Source organism: Pseudomonas sp. GM21 (assembly GCF_000282215.1).
In the GTDB taxonomy this organism is placed as follows: Bacteria; Pseudomonadota; Gammaproteobacteria; order Pseudomonadales; family Pseudomonadaceae; genus Aquipseudomonas.
On record NZ_AKJS01000105.1, the window covers coordinates 1 to 15,878 of the forward strand.

The window sequence follows — 15,878 nt, forward strand, 5'->3', positions numbered from 1 at the left end:
GCCGAACGCAGGCTTCGCCAGCTGCTACAAAGTGCGGTTCGGCTTAACTGACTGGCATTAGGGCTTGCCCGCGATGGCGTCGTTCAGTCAGAACGCATACGGAATACTGACCTTGGCCCAAAGCATTTCCCCTTCAGGCCGGTTCTCCACATCAAACTCCTTGGCCCAGCGGATCTCCGCGCTGGCGTACTTCAAAAAGGTCAGGTGCAGCGCCGGACCAATCGCAAACACCTGCCCGCGAACCCCGTCGCTCACGTCCTCGCCATTAAACTGTACGGTGTGGCCGAACTGTTTGTCGTCGGTGGTTTGCTTGAGGTAGTAGCCGTTCAAGCCGAGCATCAAGTTGTCGGTAATTTTGTAGCTGGCCGAATAGTCGAAGTGGAAAATCTGCCCCGACTCGTAATCGGTGTCTTTGTTTTTTCCGTTGAAGCTGTACGTCGTCTTCACCGACATCTCGGTGTTTTCCGACGGCAGCCACGTGAAGGAGAACAACGGTTTGTAGGTGTAGAAGTTGTTGCTGGTGTTGGCCAGGCGATCGACCGCGTATTCGCCGGTCGGCACGGTGATTTCCAGCGCGGCGCCCAGGGTCAGGGTTGGGCCCATGTCCCAGAGAATGATCGGCGCGAGGGTGGTGTCGCCCATGCCTTCGCGGGTGTCGTGCAAGCCGAACACCGAGACTTCCTGCTTGAGCCAGGGCTGCCCAATGTAGCCCGCCACGCGGCCACCAAAAACCCGCAGCGGACTGAGGTAATCGAGGCGCGGAATCACCGCCGTGGATTCGATGTCGACTTGCGGCACCTTGCCACCGAGCGAGCTGATATTCAGCTTCGTCGACGTGTAGTGGTTGTAGTAGAGGTTGAACACCAGCATGTTGTCCGGAAGGCTGTCGGGCGACAGCGGCAACATGAAAAAACCGTCGGTTCCGGGGCCGATGTTGTCCACGCCGGCCTCGGTGGCCATTGCCGGTTGAAGGGCGCAGACGCCGGCCAGGCTGATGACCAGTAGGGGAAATCTCGTGCGGGTCGGGATCATGGGCGTACTCATTATTATTGTTAGCGGGCTTTCCTGCGTCCATACGAGGGCCGCAACATAGAAATAAGCTGTCTGCGCTGCACAAGGCAGGGTTTTGGCGGCCATTAAGGGGGACTTCTGCGGACAGCCGTTAAACCCTGTGCTAACTTCCGTCGACATAACTGGTAACAAAAATAAGAATGCAGCTCGACCAGGAATGTTTAGCCCCATGCAAATGAAAGTGATTGATCCCACCTTTGAACTGGCGCTGGTGTCGCCATTTCTTCTGCAAACACTGGCCGAAGTCGCGGAGCAAAAAGGCGTCAACCCTGACAGCCTGTGCCGAGGGCTCGGCTTTACCTTTGAAGATCTCCAAGACCCGGCGCAGCGTATTTCCTATCGCCAGGCCGTGGCGATGATTCAGCGCGCGCTCAAAGTCTTGCCCAATCAGGGGCTGGGCTTGTGGGTCGGTGCGCAGAATGTGCTCGGCACGCTGGGATTGCTGGGGCATGTGTTGTCGCTGTGCAAGACCCTGCGCGATGCCTTTGAACTGGGCATTCGGCACCAGCACACCTCCGGCGGGATTGTGGTATCGAGCGTGGAGGAGGCGGGTGATCGGGTGTTTGTCGACGCCCAATGCCGCTTGCCGTTCGCTGATGTGCAGCTGTTTGCGGTCGAGGAGTTTTTCGCCAGTCTGCTGGTGTATGGCCGGGCGCTGGTCGGGGCGGATTTCAAGCCGATGGCGGTCGAGTTCATGCACGCCGCGCCGGACTATCTCAGCGAGTATTCGCGCCTGCTGGGGCCGGACGTGCGTTTCGGCTGCCTGCAAAACCGTATGGTGATCGCGGCACATTGGCTGGATGTGCACCTGCCCAATCACCACTCCCTGGCCCTGCGTCAGGCGGTGAAATTGCTGGAGCTGGAAGCCACGCAGGTGAATCAGAAAATGGACTTGATCCAGGCGGTGGAACGGGCGATTGCCCGAGACCTGACAGAGGGCAGCCATATCGAGAAAATCGCCGGCGATCTCAACATGAGCAGTCGTACCTTGCGCCGCCGCCTCACGGAGCACTCGCTGACGTTCGAAACACTGCTGGAACAAGTGCGCCAGGCGCGCACCATGGGACTGCTGGCCAACCCGGACATGTCCATCGAGCGCATCACCGAAGAAGTCGGCTACAGCGATGTGCGCAGTTTCCGCCGTGCCTTCAAACGCTGGACCGGTATGAGCCCGAGCGCATTCCGCAATGAAAGCCCAGCCCTCGATACTTTGTAGCAGCTGACGAGCAGCGCGAGGCTGCGTTCGGCGGCGAAGCCGTCGCAAACCCTGTACGCAAGGTGTGCCTGACACACCGCATTGCCTGGTTTCTCGGCTGCTTCGCAGCCGAACGCAGCCTCGCGCTGCTCGTCAGCTGCTACGGGTCGTGCACACAAAACCTCGTGCTCCGGTTAAACTCCGTGCTCTTTTTCAAGGAGTTCATATGAGTTATTACCAGCCGGGCATTCTCGCCACCCCTGTTCCGCCTCAAGCCCGCCATATGTTCTTCGCCCTCGAATCCGCCGAAGCCTTGCCGGTCGCGCTCGACAACTTGATGCGCGTGGTGGACGGGAAGTCGGCTGTGGTCGGTTTCGGGGTGTCGCTGGTCAAGGCGTTGCACGCGCAGATCGATGGCTTGCGAGCGTTTCCGGCGTTGACCGGGGTTGGCGTCGACAACCCGTCGACACAACACGCCTTGTGGTGCTGGTTGCATGGCATCGACCGGGGTGAATTGCTCAATCGCAGCCAAGCCATCGAAGCCGCTCTGGCGCCGGCCCTGCGCCTGGTGCAGATGAACGAAACCTTCCGCCACAAGACCGGGCACGACCTGACCGGCTACGAAGACGGCACCGAAAACCCGCACGACGACGCCGCTGTCGCCGCCGCGCTGTTGGGCGAAGGTACGGACGGCCTGGTCGGTGGCAGCTTTGCCGCGATCCAGCAGTGGCAGCATGACCTCAAAGGTTTTCACGCAATGCCGTCCCATGAGAAGGACAACATCATGGGCCGTCGTTTGAGCGACAACGAAGAACTCGACGACGCGCCGGTCTCCGCCCACGTCAAACGCACTGCCCAGGAAAGTTTCGCCCCCGAGGCATTCGTGGTCCGTCGTTCGATGCCGTGGATCGAAGGTGATCGTGCCGGGCTGATGTTCCTCGCGTTCGGCTTTTCCCTCGACGCCTTCGAAGCGCAACTGCGGCGCATGAGCGGTCTGGAAGACGGCATCACCGACGGCCTGTACCGCATCAGCCGCCCAATCACCGGCGGTTACTATTGGTGCCCCCCGCTCAAGGACGGTCAGCTGGACCTGCGCGCGTTGCGCATTGGCTAACGAACAGGAGATGAACATGGACGTGGTGCGTTGGGGCATGATCGGTTGCGGCAGTGTTGCCGAGCGCAAGAGCGGGCCGGCCTTTTACAAGGCCCCCGGCTCGGCGTTGGTGGCGGTGATGGGGCGGCGGCTGGAGGCGGTGACGGATTACGCCACACGCCATGGCATCGCCCGGGTGTACACCGACGCGCAAGCGCTGATCAATGACCCCGAGGTGGACGCGGTGTATATCGCCACGCCGCCCGACAGCCATCACGCCTACAGCCTGTTGGTGGCCGCCGCCGGCAAACATTGCTGTGTCGAAAAACCGATGTCGCTGAATGCCGGGCAAAGCCGCGAGATGCAAAAGGTCTTTGCCAATGCCGGATTGCACCTGTTCGTTTCCTACTACCGGCGTTCGTTGCCGCGCTTTCAGCAAGTGCGTCAGTGGCTGGATGCAGGGCGGATCGGCGAGGTCCGGCACCTGACCTGGACGCTGACCAAAGCCCCGTCGCCAGTCGATCTGGGCGGCGCGCACAACTGGCGCACGGACCCGGACATTGCCGGTGGCGGTTACTTCGCCGACCTGGCCAGCCACGGGTTTGACCTGTTCCAGTACCTGCTCGGCGACATCACCGACGTCGCCGGTTTCACGGCGCGACAGGCCGGGCTGTATGCCGCAGAAGATGCGGTCAGCGCCAGTTGGCGGTTCGCTTCGGGGGCGACGGGCATGGGCTGCTGGAACTTCGTGGCGGATCGTCGCGAGGACCGCGTCGAAGTGATTGGCAGCCAGGGCCGGATCAGTTTTTCGGTGTTTGATGAGCACCCGCTGCAGCTTCAGGCGGATGAACATCTGAGCCTCCACATCGACCATCACGAACACATCCAGTGGCATCACGTGCTGGGCATGAACGCGCACATTCGCGGCGAAGCGCAGCATCCGGCAGTGGCCGGGGAAGCGCTGAAAACCGACTGGGTGATGGATCAGATCCTCAAGCGCGGTCACTGAACTCCACCGATGTAGCAGCTGCGGAGCACCGCGAGGCTGCGTCCGGCGGCGAAGCCGTCGCAAACCCTGCACGCAAGGTTTTCCTGACACACCGCACCCTCTGATTTCACGACGGCTGCGCCGCCTGACGCAGCCTCGCGGTGCTCCGCAGCTGATACACAGGATTGTGCTCGTTCGGCGAATCTAACCTTATGCTCAAACAGTATTTCTCAATCCTCACAACGTCTATCTAAGATCACGTCATAACTCGTTATAACAAGTGATCTGTCATGACCGATAACGTTCTATCTCTCAGTAGCGTTCCACTGCACACCCAACTGCGGGACGTACTGCGCGCCCGTATCCTCGACGGTGAATACCCGCAAGACAGCCAGATGCCTTCCGAAAGCGAGCTCGGCGCGCTGTTCAAAGTCAGCCGCATCACCGTGCGTCAGGCCTTGGGCGATCTGCAAAAAGAAGGGCTGATCTTCAAGATCCACGGCAAAGGCACCTTCGTCGCCAAGCCGAAAACCTTCCAGAACGTCAGCACCCTGCAAGGCCTCGCCGAGTCCATGACCGGTCGCGGCTACGAGGTGATCAACCGCCTGCGCAGCTTCAAATTCATCACCGCCGACAAACTCGTCGCCGAACGTTTGCAGGTCGCCGAAGGCGAAATCGTGGCGCAGATCAAACGGGTGCGGCTGATCAACCGCGAGCCGATTTCGCTGGAAATCACCTACCTGCCCAAGGTTCTCGGTGAACGACTGGAGAAGGCAGATCTGGTGACCCGCGACATTTTCCTGATCCTTGAAAACGACTGCGGCCTGACCCTCGGTCATGCCGATCTGGCCATCGACGCGGTCCTGGCCGACAGCGACCTGACCCAGGCACTGAACGTCGAACCGGGCTCGCCGATCATGCGCATCGAGCGGTTGACCCATGACGCCAGCGGTCAGCCCGTGGATTTCGAACACCTTTACTACCGTGGCGATGCCTTCCAGTACCGCTTGCGGATCGACCGGCAAAAAGGGGCGCAGGCATGACGCACAGCTCAATAACCAGAAGCACGCTGGAGCAGGAATACGACATCGTCGTGATCGGCGGCGGCACCGCAGGACCGATGGCGGCGATCAAGGCCAAGGAACGCAACCGCGATCTGCGCGTATTGCTGATCGACAAGGCCAACGTCAAGCGCAGCGGCGCAATCAGCATGGGCATGGACGGCCTGAACAACGCGATCATTCCCGGCCACTCGACGCCGGAGCAATACACCAAGGAAATTACCATCGCCAACGACGGCATCGTCAACCAGGCGGCGGTGTACGCCTACGCGACTCACAGCTTTGAAACTATCGAACAACTGGACCGCTGGGGGGTGAAATTCGAGAAGGACGAGACCGGCGACTACGCGGTCAAAAAGGTCCACCACATGGGCGCTTACGTGCTGCCGATGCCGGAAGGCCACGACATCAAGAAAGTCTTGTACCGTCAGTTGAAGCGGGCGCGGGTGAGCATCACCAATCGCCTGGTTTGCACCCGATTGCTCACCGATGAAGAGGGCGCAGTCAACGGTGTGATGGGCTTCGATTGCCGCACCGCCGACTTCCATGTGATCAAGGCCAAAGCGGTAATCCTGTGCTGCGGGGCTGCCGGACGCCTGGGCTTGCCATCCTCGGGTTACCTGATGGGCACCTACGAAAACCCGACCAATGCCGGCGACGGTTACGCCATGGCGTACCACGCCGGGGCTGAACTGGCGAACCTGGAATGCTTTCAGATCAACCCGCTGATCAAGGATTACAACGGCCCGGCCTGCGCCTATGTCACCGGCCCCTTGGGTGGCTATACCGCCAACAACAAGGGCGAACGCTTCATCGAGTGCGACTACTGGAGCGGCCAGATGATGTGGGAGTTCCATCAGGAACTCGAAAGCGGCAACGGCCCGGTGTTCCTCAAGCTCGATCATCTGGCCGAGGAAACCATCCAGAACATCGAAGAGATCCTGCACAGCAACGAACGCCCGAGTCGCGGCCAGTTTCACGCCAACCGCGGTACTGACTACCGTACGCAGATGGTTGAGATGCACATCTCCGAGATCGGTTTTTGCAGCGGGCATTCGGCATCGGGTGTGTGGGTCAACGAGCGAGCCGAGACTTCAGTGAAGGGTTTGTACTCGGCGGGTGACATGGCGGCGGTGCCGCACAACTACATGCTGGGTGCGTTCACCTATGGCTGGTTTGCCGGCAACAATGCGGCGGATTTTGTCGCCGGCGTGGGTTTTCAACGGTTGATGCCAAACAGATCGAAACAGAAAAACAAAGGGTCTACGCGCCCCTGGACCGCGAACACGGTCTGCCACCCGCGCAAGTCGAGTACAAGCTGCGGCGCTTTGTGAACGACTATCTGCAACCGCCGAAAGTGACCAAGAAAATGCAGATCGGCCTGCAACGCTTCAGTGATATCCAGCGCGATCTCGATCAGATCAAGGCCCACAACGCCCACGAACTGATGCGCGCCATGGAAGTCAGCATGATCCGCGACTGCGCCGAAATGGCCGCCCGCGCCTCATTGTTCCGCGCTGAAAGCCGCTGGGGGCTTTACCACTATCGGGTCGATCACCCGCTGCGCAACGACAGTGACTGGTTCTGCCATTGCCACCTGAAGAAGGGGGACGACGGCCGTATGACCAGCTTCAAGAAAGCCGTCGAGCCTTACATCATCCCGCTCGATGCCGAAGAAATGCAGGCCTACGACCGGCTGCGGGTCGGTGCCTTTGCGGCCTGAGCATCACTAAAAGGAGAGACCGCCCAATGGCCTATCAACCCCAGGAAATCTTCTTCCGCTCCAACGCGCCGGTCACGGTCGACGAGGATCTTTGCATCGCCCACAAAGGCTGCACCGTGTGCGTCGACGTCTGCCCGATGGACCTGCTGGCGATCAACCCGGCCACGCAGAAAGCCTACATGGCCTTCGACGAGTGCTGGTACTGCATGCCCTGCGAAAAGGACTGCCCGACCGGGGCGGTGAAAGTCGAAATTCCTTACCTGTTGCGCTGAGTGTGAGTCCCGGCATCTCTATTGAATGACCGGACGCCTTCGCCGGCAAGCCGGTCTCGCTCCCACAGGGAAATGCATTCCAACAGGGAAATACAATCTAAATGTGGGAGCGAGCCTGCTCGCGAAGAGGCCAGCCCAAACAACCTAAAGCCATCCGGCAACCCCCGGACGCCAGCTTCAAACCACCCCTCGTTTCCCACCACGCCCTGATCGTGGCGGAGACGAACATCCTATAAATGATTCGAGGGGATACATCCATGTCTTTGCCAACATTACTGCGTGCAGCGTTTGCCGGTCTCGTACTGGCCTCATTCACCTTGTCGGCCTCGGCCGAAACCATCCGCATTGCCATCGGCACCCAGGACACCACCATCAATTGCGCCGCTGGCGGATTGCTGATCCGTGAACTCGGTCTGCTCGACAAATACCTGCCTCACGACGGCCAATACAAAGACGCCCAATATGAGGTCGAGTGGAAAAACTTCACCAGTGGCGCACCGCTGACCAACGAGATGGTCGCCGGTAAACTCGATTTCGGCGCCATGGCCGATTTCCCCGGTTCGTTCAACGGCGTGGCATTTGAAACCGCCGGCAAGCACAGCCTGTTTATCAGCGTGCTCTCGGGCAGCATCAAGGGCAGCGGTAACGGCATCGTGGTGCCGAGCGCTTCGGGTGTGCAGTCATTGGCGGAGTTGAAGGGCAAGACCATTTCCGTGCCGTTCGCCTCGACAGCCCACGGCATGTTGCTGCGCGCCGTGGCGGCTCAGGGTTGGGATCCGCTCAAAGACGTCAACATCATCGCCCAGCCGCCAGAAGTCGCAGGCTCCGCGTTACAGGCCGGGAAGATCGACGCCCACGCCGACTTCGTGCCGTTCGCCGAACTGTTCCCGAGCCGTGGTTTCGCGCGCAAGATTTACGACGGCGCCCAGGCCGGGGCACCAACGTTCCACGGCGCGCTGGTGGATCAGGCGTATGCGAAGAAGTACCCGGAAATCGTCGTTGCCTATCTACGGGCAAGCATCGAAGCCAACCAGTTGCTGGCGGCGGAACCTGAGAAGTACAGCGAATTGATCGCCAAGGTCACCGGGGTCGATGCCGAGGTCAATTACCTGTTTCACGGCCCGCTGGGCGTGCAAACCCGCGACCTGAGCTGGAAGCCGGAATACCGTCAGGCGGTGGGCACCGCCATCGATACCCTCAAGTTGTTGAAGAAGGCTGATCGCGGTCTCGATCTCAATACCTTTATCGACGAGCAGTACATCCGCGCTGCGTTCAAGGCTTCGAACCTGGATTACACCGCGCAACTGGCCAACTACGCGCAGACACCTCTGAAAGCCGTGGATGCAGCGAGCGGGAAGGCGATCACTGACGTCAACCATGTGGCGGAAATCTGGGTGCGCGGTGAACCGAAGGTTCGCCAGTACGCCTCGGCGCAAGCGGCGTTCACTGCGTTGGCCGGTTTGAAGTCGGAAGGCAAAAACATCCGCGCGGTGTATGCCCAGGCGAGTGACAGCGGGATCAAGCTGCTGGCGGATCAGGCGTGGTTTGCCAGCGATGCGAAAGGGCAGCTCAGCGCGTTCCTGCTCAAAGGCCAGGCCCAACAATTCGCCACGGCCCAGGGCGGAAAGGTCTTCGACTTCACCGAAGCCTCCACCCAATCCGTCGCCGCCCGCTAACCCCAAACACACCGCATTCCCCTGTGGGAGCGGGCTTGCCCGCGATGGAGCCAGACCAGTCGATATCTATGTCGACTGACACACCGCCATCGCGGGCAAGTCGGACCGCCGCACCGCCGCTCCCACAGGGAATCAGGTTGAGAGGAAGAATTGTGTACCGATCCTATGCACGCTGGCTCCCCCGAGCCATGTCACTGCTGTTGTGCCTGCTGTTTTGGCAACTCGCCGCCAGTGGTCACTGGAACCTCGGCCTGATCACCTTCGCCAACGTCCCGACGCCGCTGGCCGTCCTCCAGGCCGCGTTGGGCCTTGGCGATTCCGGCAAGCTCGGCCAACACCTGAGCAGCAGCCTCAGCCGGGTCTTCGCCGGTTACCTCGCCGCGCTGTTTATCGGCATCGCCCTGGGCCTTGTCATCGGCCGCTCGAAATGGGCCGAAGACTTACTGCTGCCACCCTTGGAAGTCCTGCGCCCGATCCCTGCTGTCGCCTGGATTCCGCTGGCGATCCTCATGTTCCCATCCTCGGAACTGTCGATGGTCTTCATCACTTTCACCGGCGCGCTGTTCCCGATTCTGCTCAACACCGTGCACGGCGTCGAAGGCGTCGACCCGCGCCTGATCGCCTCGGCCAAAAGCCTCGGGGCAGGGCGTCGGGCGATTCTGCTGGAGGTGATTTTGCCGGGCGCCGCACCGAGCATCATCACTGGCCTGGCCATCGGCATGGGCACCTCATGGTTCTGCCTGGTGACAGCGGAAATGATCTCCGGCCAATACGGCATCGGCTATTACACCTGGGAGTCCTACACCATTCAGAACTACGCCGACATCGTCGTCGGCATGCTGCTGATCGGTGTACTCGGGATGGGCAGCAGCCTGCTGATCAAACGTCTCGGCGGGCTGTTCACGCCGTGGCACCGACCACGAGGGAAAGCCTGATGAGCGTGATGCAAACCCCGGAAGGGCGGATTGATATTCGCCAGTTGTCCATCGTCCTCGGTGAAGGCTCGCAAGCCTTTGAAGCCGTGCAAGGTCTGGATTGCCAGATTGAAGCGGGGCAGTTCGTGTGCGTTCTCGGGCCGTCCGGTTGTGGTAAATCGACCTTGCTCGGCGCGCTGGCCGGGCACCTGCAACCGCGTTCCGGCAGCCTCAAAGTCGATGGTGCGCAGGTCTCGGGCCCGTCGCCGCAGCGCGGCATGGTGTTCCAGCACCACACACTGTTCCCGTGGCGAACCGTGCGTGACAACGTCGCCTTCGGCCTGAAGATGCGCGGCATCGGCAAGGCTGAGCGCCACAAAGCCGCCGATGAAATCCTCGCTTTGGTGGGCCTCGAAGGCTTCGCCGAGCGCTGGCCCGATCAACTCTCCGGCGGCATGCAGCAACGGGTGGAAATTGCCCGGGTGCTGATCAACCGCCCACGCCTGTTGCTGATGGACGAACCCTTCGGCGCCCTCGACGCGCTGACCCGGTTGAACATGCAGGAGCTGTTGCTGGACATCTGGACGCGGATTCGCACCACCGTGGTGTTCGTCACCCATGACATCGACGAAGCGCTGTTCCTCGCCGATCGCCTGCTGGTCATGAGCTCGCGCCCCGGGCGGATCATCGAAGACCTGCGCCTCGACTTTCCAAGGCCACGCACCACCGAACTGGTGACGAGCCATGAGTTCTCCCGCCTGAAGCGCCATTGCCTCGAATTACTGCGTCACGAAGACGGTCGGCAGCTACCGCGCCTGAACCCTCTCGGACTCCCCCCTGAAAACAAACTGCCGCGATTTGCCCTATGACCTCACTATTCGATGTAACCGATAACGAAGATATTCTCGCCCTGCAACCGCGCCTGACCGATGACGATCCCGGCGTGCGCCGCATTGCGCTGATTGAACTGGCCGACCTTGAAGAACCGGACGGCTTGCTGTGGCTGGTCAATCGACTGGCGCAAGACCCAACCGAAGAAGTCCGCGCCGAAGCCGCTCGCTTGCTTGAAGCCTGGGAAGAGGCTCCGGTGGTCGAGGCCTTGTGTCAGGCGCTGACCGATTCCTCGTTGGCCGTGCAGTCTGCCGCCGCGCAAAGCCTCAGCCTGCTCAAGAGCGAGGCGGCAGGTCGGGTGATTCTGCCGTGGACCGGGCACGCCGAGGCCAGCGTTCGCATTGCCGCGTTCAGGGCGTTGCGAGAGTTGCGTTTTCCCGAGGCCGCCGCTGCCGCGTTAAACGCGTTGACGGATGCAGACGCTAGCGTTCGTCGCGAGGCGGTGGGGGTGCTCGGCTGGCTCAAGCAGCTCGATGCGTTGCCGGATTTGGCGAGATTGGCCAGCGCCGATCCCGATACTGAAGTGCGCCGCGCCGCCACCGGCGCCCTCGGGCTGGCTTGCGACGCTCACGTGCTGCCCGCGCTGCGCCAGGCCTTGCAAGACGACGCCTGGCAAGTACGCGAAGAAGCCGCGACCACGTTGGGCAAAGTCGGCCACATTGATGCCGGCAGCGCACTGGTCGCGGCCTTGAGCGACGATTACTGGCAAGTCCGCCTGCGCGCCACCCGCAGCCTCGGTCGATTGCGTTACGCCCCCGCCCTTGAAGCCTTGATCGAAACCCTTGGCCACCGCATCAGCAACCTGCGCAAGGAAGCCGCGCTGGCCCTTGGCGAATTGAACGAAAAGGGCGCCATCGCCCCCTTGCAGGCCGCGCAAGACGACGGCGATCCGGAAGTGCGCAAAGCCGTGCGCATCGCCTTGAGTCAACTGCAATGAACCCGGTGGCGGTGGGTAATTCCTTAGGTAAACAGCAGCTGCGCTTGAACTGGCCGGATGGCCGTGAGCAGAGGCTGGGGCACGCTGAACTGAGGCGTCAGTGCCCGTGCTCGCAATGCCGGGCGTTTCGACTGCAAGGTCTGACGGTGAAGGTTGATCCGCGCATTCGCGTGGTCGAGTTGAATGTCCAAGGCTACGGCCTGCAACTGATCTTCAGCGACGGCCACGAACGCGGCATCTACCCGTGGCCGTACCTGGCACAACTCACTCCCGAACCCACCTCATAACTCCTGTGGGTCAGAAGGATTTGCTGACGCTCGCCACCACGGTGGCGCTGCACAGGTCGTCGTAGCCCCAATTGCTGGTGCATTGGCTTTTCGACAGGTCGGTGTCGATGTAGGCCAGGCCCAGCAGCACCCCGGCCAGTTCGTGGGTCAGTTTGACTTCCCATTCGCGGTACGACTCTTCGCCATGACCGGAGCTCGTGAACATGCGCGGGTCCTTGAAGTCCATGTTGCCGTAGCGCAGCTTCAGGCCGGTGTCATAAGGCAACTGGGTTTCGTAACCGACATAGGTGTACATCGAATTCTGCTCGCTATCGATGCCCGGCGCATCGTCGGAGTAATAGGCTCCGAGTTTCACCCCGTAAACGCTGAGAATGCCGTAAACCTCACTCTGGTTGAACTGGCTTTCTTTCGGATAGGTGTATTTGAGGTAGCCGATGTCGAGGTTGATGTCGTCGGTGGCTTCCCAGAGCCAGCCGCCGTAGTAGTCGACTTCCTGACGGGTTTTCAGGCCGCCGCCGAAGTCGACGTTCGAAGTCCAGGCCCCCACGTACAGACCCGTGCTGTGGGCCAGCGTTACGCCGGCCTGCGCGGCGGGGTCATTGAGTGTTTGCGAAATGCCACGGGTGCGGTAATCGCTCGCCAGGGTCAGGTCCACCAGGACGGAAAAGTCGTCGTTCAAGACGATGGCCTGGCTGCTTAGCGGCAGCATGCTCAAGGAACCGAGGGCGAACAGGGTGAAAGCTTTCATGAGTAAAGTCCCGATGCTTTTTATTGTTAGGGGCAGGATTGTTTATGGGCCGTTTTTTTTGCGGCAAAGCTGCGCCGAACCCCGGCGTTGAACGCGGGATCGGCCAGCGGGTACAGCGGATTTTTATTAGAGGGTCGGTGCGTAGACTTCGCGTCCGGCGAACCAGGTTTGCAGCACTTGGGTGTCGCTCAAGGCCTTGTCGTCGACGGTGAATACGTCACGGTCCAGCACGATGAAGTCGGCTTGCTTGCCGGGTGTCAGGGAACCGATTTGCTTCTCCAGGCCAATGGTGCGCGCCGCATTCACGGTGTAGGCGTAGAACATCGTTTCACGATCCACGGCTTCCTTGATGTTCAGCACGCCCAGCGGGCCGAGGCGGGTGATGGCCTGGGCCATGGCGTTCCATGGGTTAGGCGAAGACACCGGCCAGTCACTCGCACCGGAGATGGTCGCGCCCTGTTTGAGCAGCGAATGCGCGGGGTATTGATAACGGAAGGCGAGGGCGCTGACGTAGGGCTTGATCATGTCCGTGGTGTAATCATCGGCCGACGCCCACAGCAGTTGCATCGAGGCGATGACGCCCAGCGGTTTGAACCGCGCAAACTCCTTCGGGTTGACGATTTGCAGGTGGGTGATCGAATGCGTCACGCCGCTCTGACGATCCTTGCGCGCCTGGGCGATACCGTTCAGCGACTCACGCACTGCGCGGTCGCCGATGGCGTGGATGTGCACCAGCCAGCCGCGCTGGTCGATGGCGCTGACCAGTTCGCCAAAATGCTTCGGATCGATCAGCAATTCGCCCTGTTTGTGCGAGTTGCTGTAAGGGTCGATCATCGCCGCGCTCTGGGCCGGGAATTCGATCACGCCGTCGGCGAAGATCTTGACGCCGGGCAGGGTCAGGTTCGGGATGCCCTGAAATTGCTGGCGGACTTTATCCAGTGTGTCGAGGTCGGCCGGTATGCTTTTCGGATTGGCCACCAGCAGGGCGGCGACGTGGGCGCTCATGCCACCGGTTTCGGACAATGCTTTATAAGCGGGCAGCACGCCGACGGTTTTCTCCGTGGGCTTGAGCGCGAACAGCGGTTCGCCCGGCGCGGCGTTGGCGGCGGGGTCCATCCACGCCGTGATGCCGACGCTGTTGTTGTAGCGCACGGCCGATTGGGCAGCCTTGAGCATATCGGCGGCGCTCGGCACCGGTATTTTCGAGGACACCCGGTCCCAACCGGCGTCAACCAGGAAGCCGTTAGGGGTGCCATCGGCACGTTTGCCGATGGTGTCCGCTTCGGCCGCGGGCAAGGTCTTGAGCAATGCGGCATCAATCCCGGCGCGCTTGAGCATGAAGTCGTTGGCCCAGGCGGTGTGGTGGTCGCTGCCGGTAAACACCACGGGCACGTCGGCCCATTCACCTTGGTTGAATTTGTTGCCCAGCTCCTCGGCCTTGGCCCAGTAGACCGAACTCATGCCGGCGATGGTCAGCACATCGCCGTGTCTGGCCTTGCCGTCATCACGCCAGCCGCGCAGGCGTTTTTCCAGTTCGTCGAGGCCGACCACCTCGTCTTCCATGTTGGCCGAGACCATTTCCAGACCGCCGAAAATCGCATGGGAATGGGTGTCGATCAGGCCGGGCATCAGGGTTTTGCCGCCCAGATCCACCACTTTTGTTTCCGGTGTGATCAAGGCTTTGATCTGTGCATCGCTGCCGACTTGCAGCACCTTGCCGTCCTGAACCGCCAGCGCCTGCACCTTCGGTTGGGCACGGTCGGCGGTGAAAATCTTGCCATTGATCAGCACCAGATCGGTGGCTGCCATGGCTTCCATCGAGGCAAAACTAACAGCGGCTATCAAGAGATTCGGGATGAATCTTTTCATTGAATGTTTCCTTGTTATTGCGTCTGATGGCCAGATTAGTGGCTGCTGGTGCGCAGCAGAACGCCTTCCTCACGAAAAACGTTTTTGCCGGAATGGAAAAAGTATGGACAAGTTGGGTGCGTTGAAAATGTTCGTGGTCACGGCGCAACTCGGCAGTTTCAGCCGCGCCGCCGAGCAACTGGGCAAGACCCCGTCGGCCCTGACCAAAGCGGTCAACCACCTGGAAGCCGAACTCGGCGCGCGCTTGTTTGAGCGCAGCACCCGGCGGATCTTGCTCACCGAATCCGGGCGGCTCTATCTGGAAACCGCACGCCAGGTGTTGCAGCGGCTGGAGGAGGCCGGCGAGGAAATCGAGCAGTTGCAGCATGGCCTGCGCGGCAACCTGAAAATCACTGCGCCGCTGGCCTATGGGCAGGCATTTCTCGATCAGGTGTGTGGCGGTTTTCTGGAGCAATACCCGCAGATCAATCTGCAGGTGGACCTGTGCGATGAGTTCGTCAATCTGCTGGAAAGCGGCTACGACCTGGCCCTGCGCGAAGGCCATGACGATTTGCCGGGGTTGATTGCCCGCGTCGTCGGTAGCAATCGCCTGGCTCTGTGTGGCAGCCCGGCCTATCTGGCGCGTAAAACAGTGGCCGTCACCCCGCACACCCTCGATGACCATGAGTGGCTGCTGTACCGCCATCCGTTGCTCAGCCGCGAATTCTGGTGGGTCGAGCGCGACGGGCAACGCCTGAGCCTGCCACAGCCGCAAAATCCGCGACTGCGCAGCGACAACTACGACTTGTTGCTGGCCAACGCGCTGGCCGGGCGCGGTTTGCTGCACACGCCGTTGTGGAGCGCCGCGCCGTACATCGCCGATGGCCGGCTGGTGCAGGTGATGGCTGACTACGACATCGACCCGGACAGCTTTGGCCCGCACATTCTGGCGGTGTACCCGAGCCATCGGCGGGCGACCGCGAAGGTGCTGGCGTTTATCGATTACATCGCAGGGTTTCTGACGGCTCGTGGCTTGAGCGAAGACGACGGCAGTTGAGTCTTCGTTTACACACTGGCCCGGCCCCTGTAGCAGCTGTCGAGTGAAACGAGGCTGCGATTTTTACAGACAAAATCGCAGCCTCGTTTCACTCGACAGCTGCTACATGGCTCCTAC

Annotated in this window: 14 protein-coding genes and 1 pseudogene; 12 read left to right on the forward strand and 3 right to left on the reverse strand. The window is 60.9% G+C overall.

Annotation, left to right across the window (positions count from 1 at the left end; all coding sequences use genetic code 11):
* Positions 1 to 87 precede the first annotated feature (87 nt).
* Positions 88 to 1,032, reverse strand: a complete 945-nt coding sequence (locus PMI22_RS12560; protein WP_007946449.1) for a SphA family protein — start codon at positions 1,030 to 1,032, stop codon at positions 88 to 90.
* 208 nt (positions 1,033 to 1,240) lie between these two features.
* Between PMI22_RS12560 and PMI22_RS12555 the strand changes: the two genes are divergently transcribed.
* The 11 genes and pseudogenes from PMI22_RS12555 (at position 1,241) to PMI22_RS12510 (ending at position 12,108) form a co-directional block, all read left to right on the forward strand.
* Positions 1,241 to 2,287, forward strand: a complete 1,047-nt coding sequence (locus PMI22_RS12555) for an AraC family transcriptional regulator (protein WP_007946450.1) — start codon at positions 1,241 to 1,243, stop codon at positions 2,285 to 2,287.
* A 205-nt stretch (positions 2,288 to 2,492) separates the two neighbouring features.
* A complete protein-coding gene (locus tag PMI22_RS12550; protein ID WP_007946451.1) occupies positions 2,493 to 3,380 on the forward strand; it encodes a Dyp-type peroxidase in 888 nt (295 codons plus the stop codon).
* Between the two features lie 16 nt (positions 3,381 to 3,396).
* A complete protein-coding gene (locus PMI22_RS12545) occupies positions 3,397 to 4,368 on the forward strand; it encodes a Gfo/Idh/MocA family protein (RefSeq protein WP_007946452.1) in 972 nt (323 codons plus the stop codon).
* A 269-nt stretch (positions 4,369 to 4,637) separates the two neighbouring features.
* The gene (locus PMI22_RS12540) at positions 4,638 to 5,390 is read left to right on the forward strand and encodes a GntR family transcriptional regulator (protein ID WP_007946453.1); all 753 of its coding nucleotides are present in this window, start codon (positions 4,638 to 4,640) and stop codon (positions 5,388 to 5,390) included.
* Positions 5,387 to 7,131, forward strand: a pseudogene (locus PMI22_RS0129465) (fumarate reductase/succinate dehydrogenase flavoprotein subunit). The gene PMI22_RS12540 and the pseudogene PMI22_RS0129465 overlap by 4 nt, the downstream one beginning before the upstream one ends.
* 26 nt (positions 7,132 to 7,157) lie before the next feature.
* Positions 7,158 to 7,403, forward strand: coding sequence for a 4Fe-4S dicluster domain-containing protein (locus tag PMI22_RS12535; RefSeq protein WP_007946457.1), 246 nt, complete (start codon positions 7,158 to 7,160; stop codon positions 7,401 to 7,403).
* 257 nt (positions 7,404 to 7,660) lie between these two features.
* Complete coding sequence (locus tag PMI22_RS12530) at positions 7,661 to 9,079, forward strand: ABC transporter substrate-binding protein (protein WP_007946458.1); 1,419 nt, start codon at positions 7,661 to 7,663, stop codon at positions 9,077 to 9,079.
* 188 nt (positions 9,080 to 9,267) lie between these two features.
* Complete coding sequence (locus PMI22_RS12525) at positions 9,268 to 10,014, forward strand: ABC transporter permease (RefSeq protein ID WP_162131647.1); 747 nt, start codon at positions 9,268 to 9,270, stop codon at positions 10,012 to 10,014.
* Complete coding sequence (locus PMI22_RS12520; RefSeq protein WP_007946460.1) at positions 10,014 to 10,862, forward strand: ABC transporter ATP-binding protein; 849 nt, start codon at positions 10,014 to 10,016, stop codon at positions 10,860 to 10,862. The genes PMI22_RS12525 and PMI22_RS12520 overlap by 1 nt, the downstream gene beginning before the upstream one ends.
* A complete protein-coding gene (locus tag PMI22_RS12515; RefSeq protein WP_007946462.1) occupies positions 10,859 to 11,821 on the forward strand; it encodes a HEAT repeat domain-containing protein in 963 nt (320 codons plus the stop codon). Before PMI22_RS12520 ends, PMI22_RS12515 begins: the two co-directional genes overlap by 4 nt.
* Positions 11,818 to 12,108, forward strand: a complete 291-nt coding sequence (locus PMI22_RS12510) for a DUF971 domain-containing protein (RefSeq protein ID WP_007946463.1) — start codon at positions 11,818 to 11,820, stop codon at positions 12,106 to 12,108. Before PMI22_RS12515 ends, PMI22_RS12510 begins: the two co-directional genes overlap by 4 nt.
* Before the next feature lie 10 nt (positions 12,109 to 12,118).
* On the opposite strand, the gene PMI22_RS12505 is transcribed toward PMI22_RS12510, so the two are convergent.
* Positions 12,119 to 12,856 (reverse strand): TorF family putative porin, encoded by a 738-nt coding sequence (locus PMI22_RS12505; protein WP_007946464.1) that lies wholly within the window; start codon positions 12,854 to 12,856, stop codon positions 12,119 to 12,121.
* 126 nt (positions 12,857 to 12,982) lie between these two features.
* Entirely contained in the window at positions 12,983 to 14,725 is a 1,743-nt protein-coding gene (locus PMI22_RS12500; protein ID WP_007946467.1) for an amidohydrolase, read from the reverse strand.
* Between the two features lie 103 nt (positions 14,726 to 14,828).
* Between PMI22_RS12500 and PMI22_RS12495 the strand changes: the two genes are divergently transcribed.
* The gene (locus PMI22_RS12495) at positions 14,829 to 15,761 is read left to right on the forward strand and encodes a LysR family transcriptional regulator (RefSeq protein ID WP_007946468.1); all 933 of its coding nucleotides are present in this window, start codon (positions 14,829 to 14,831) and stop codon (positions 15,759 to 15,761) included.
* Positions 15,762 to 15,878: the final 117 nt, after the last annotated feature.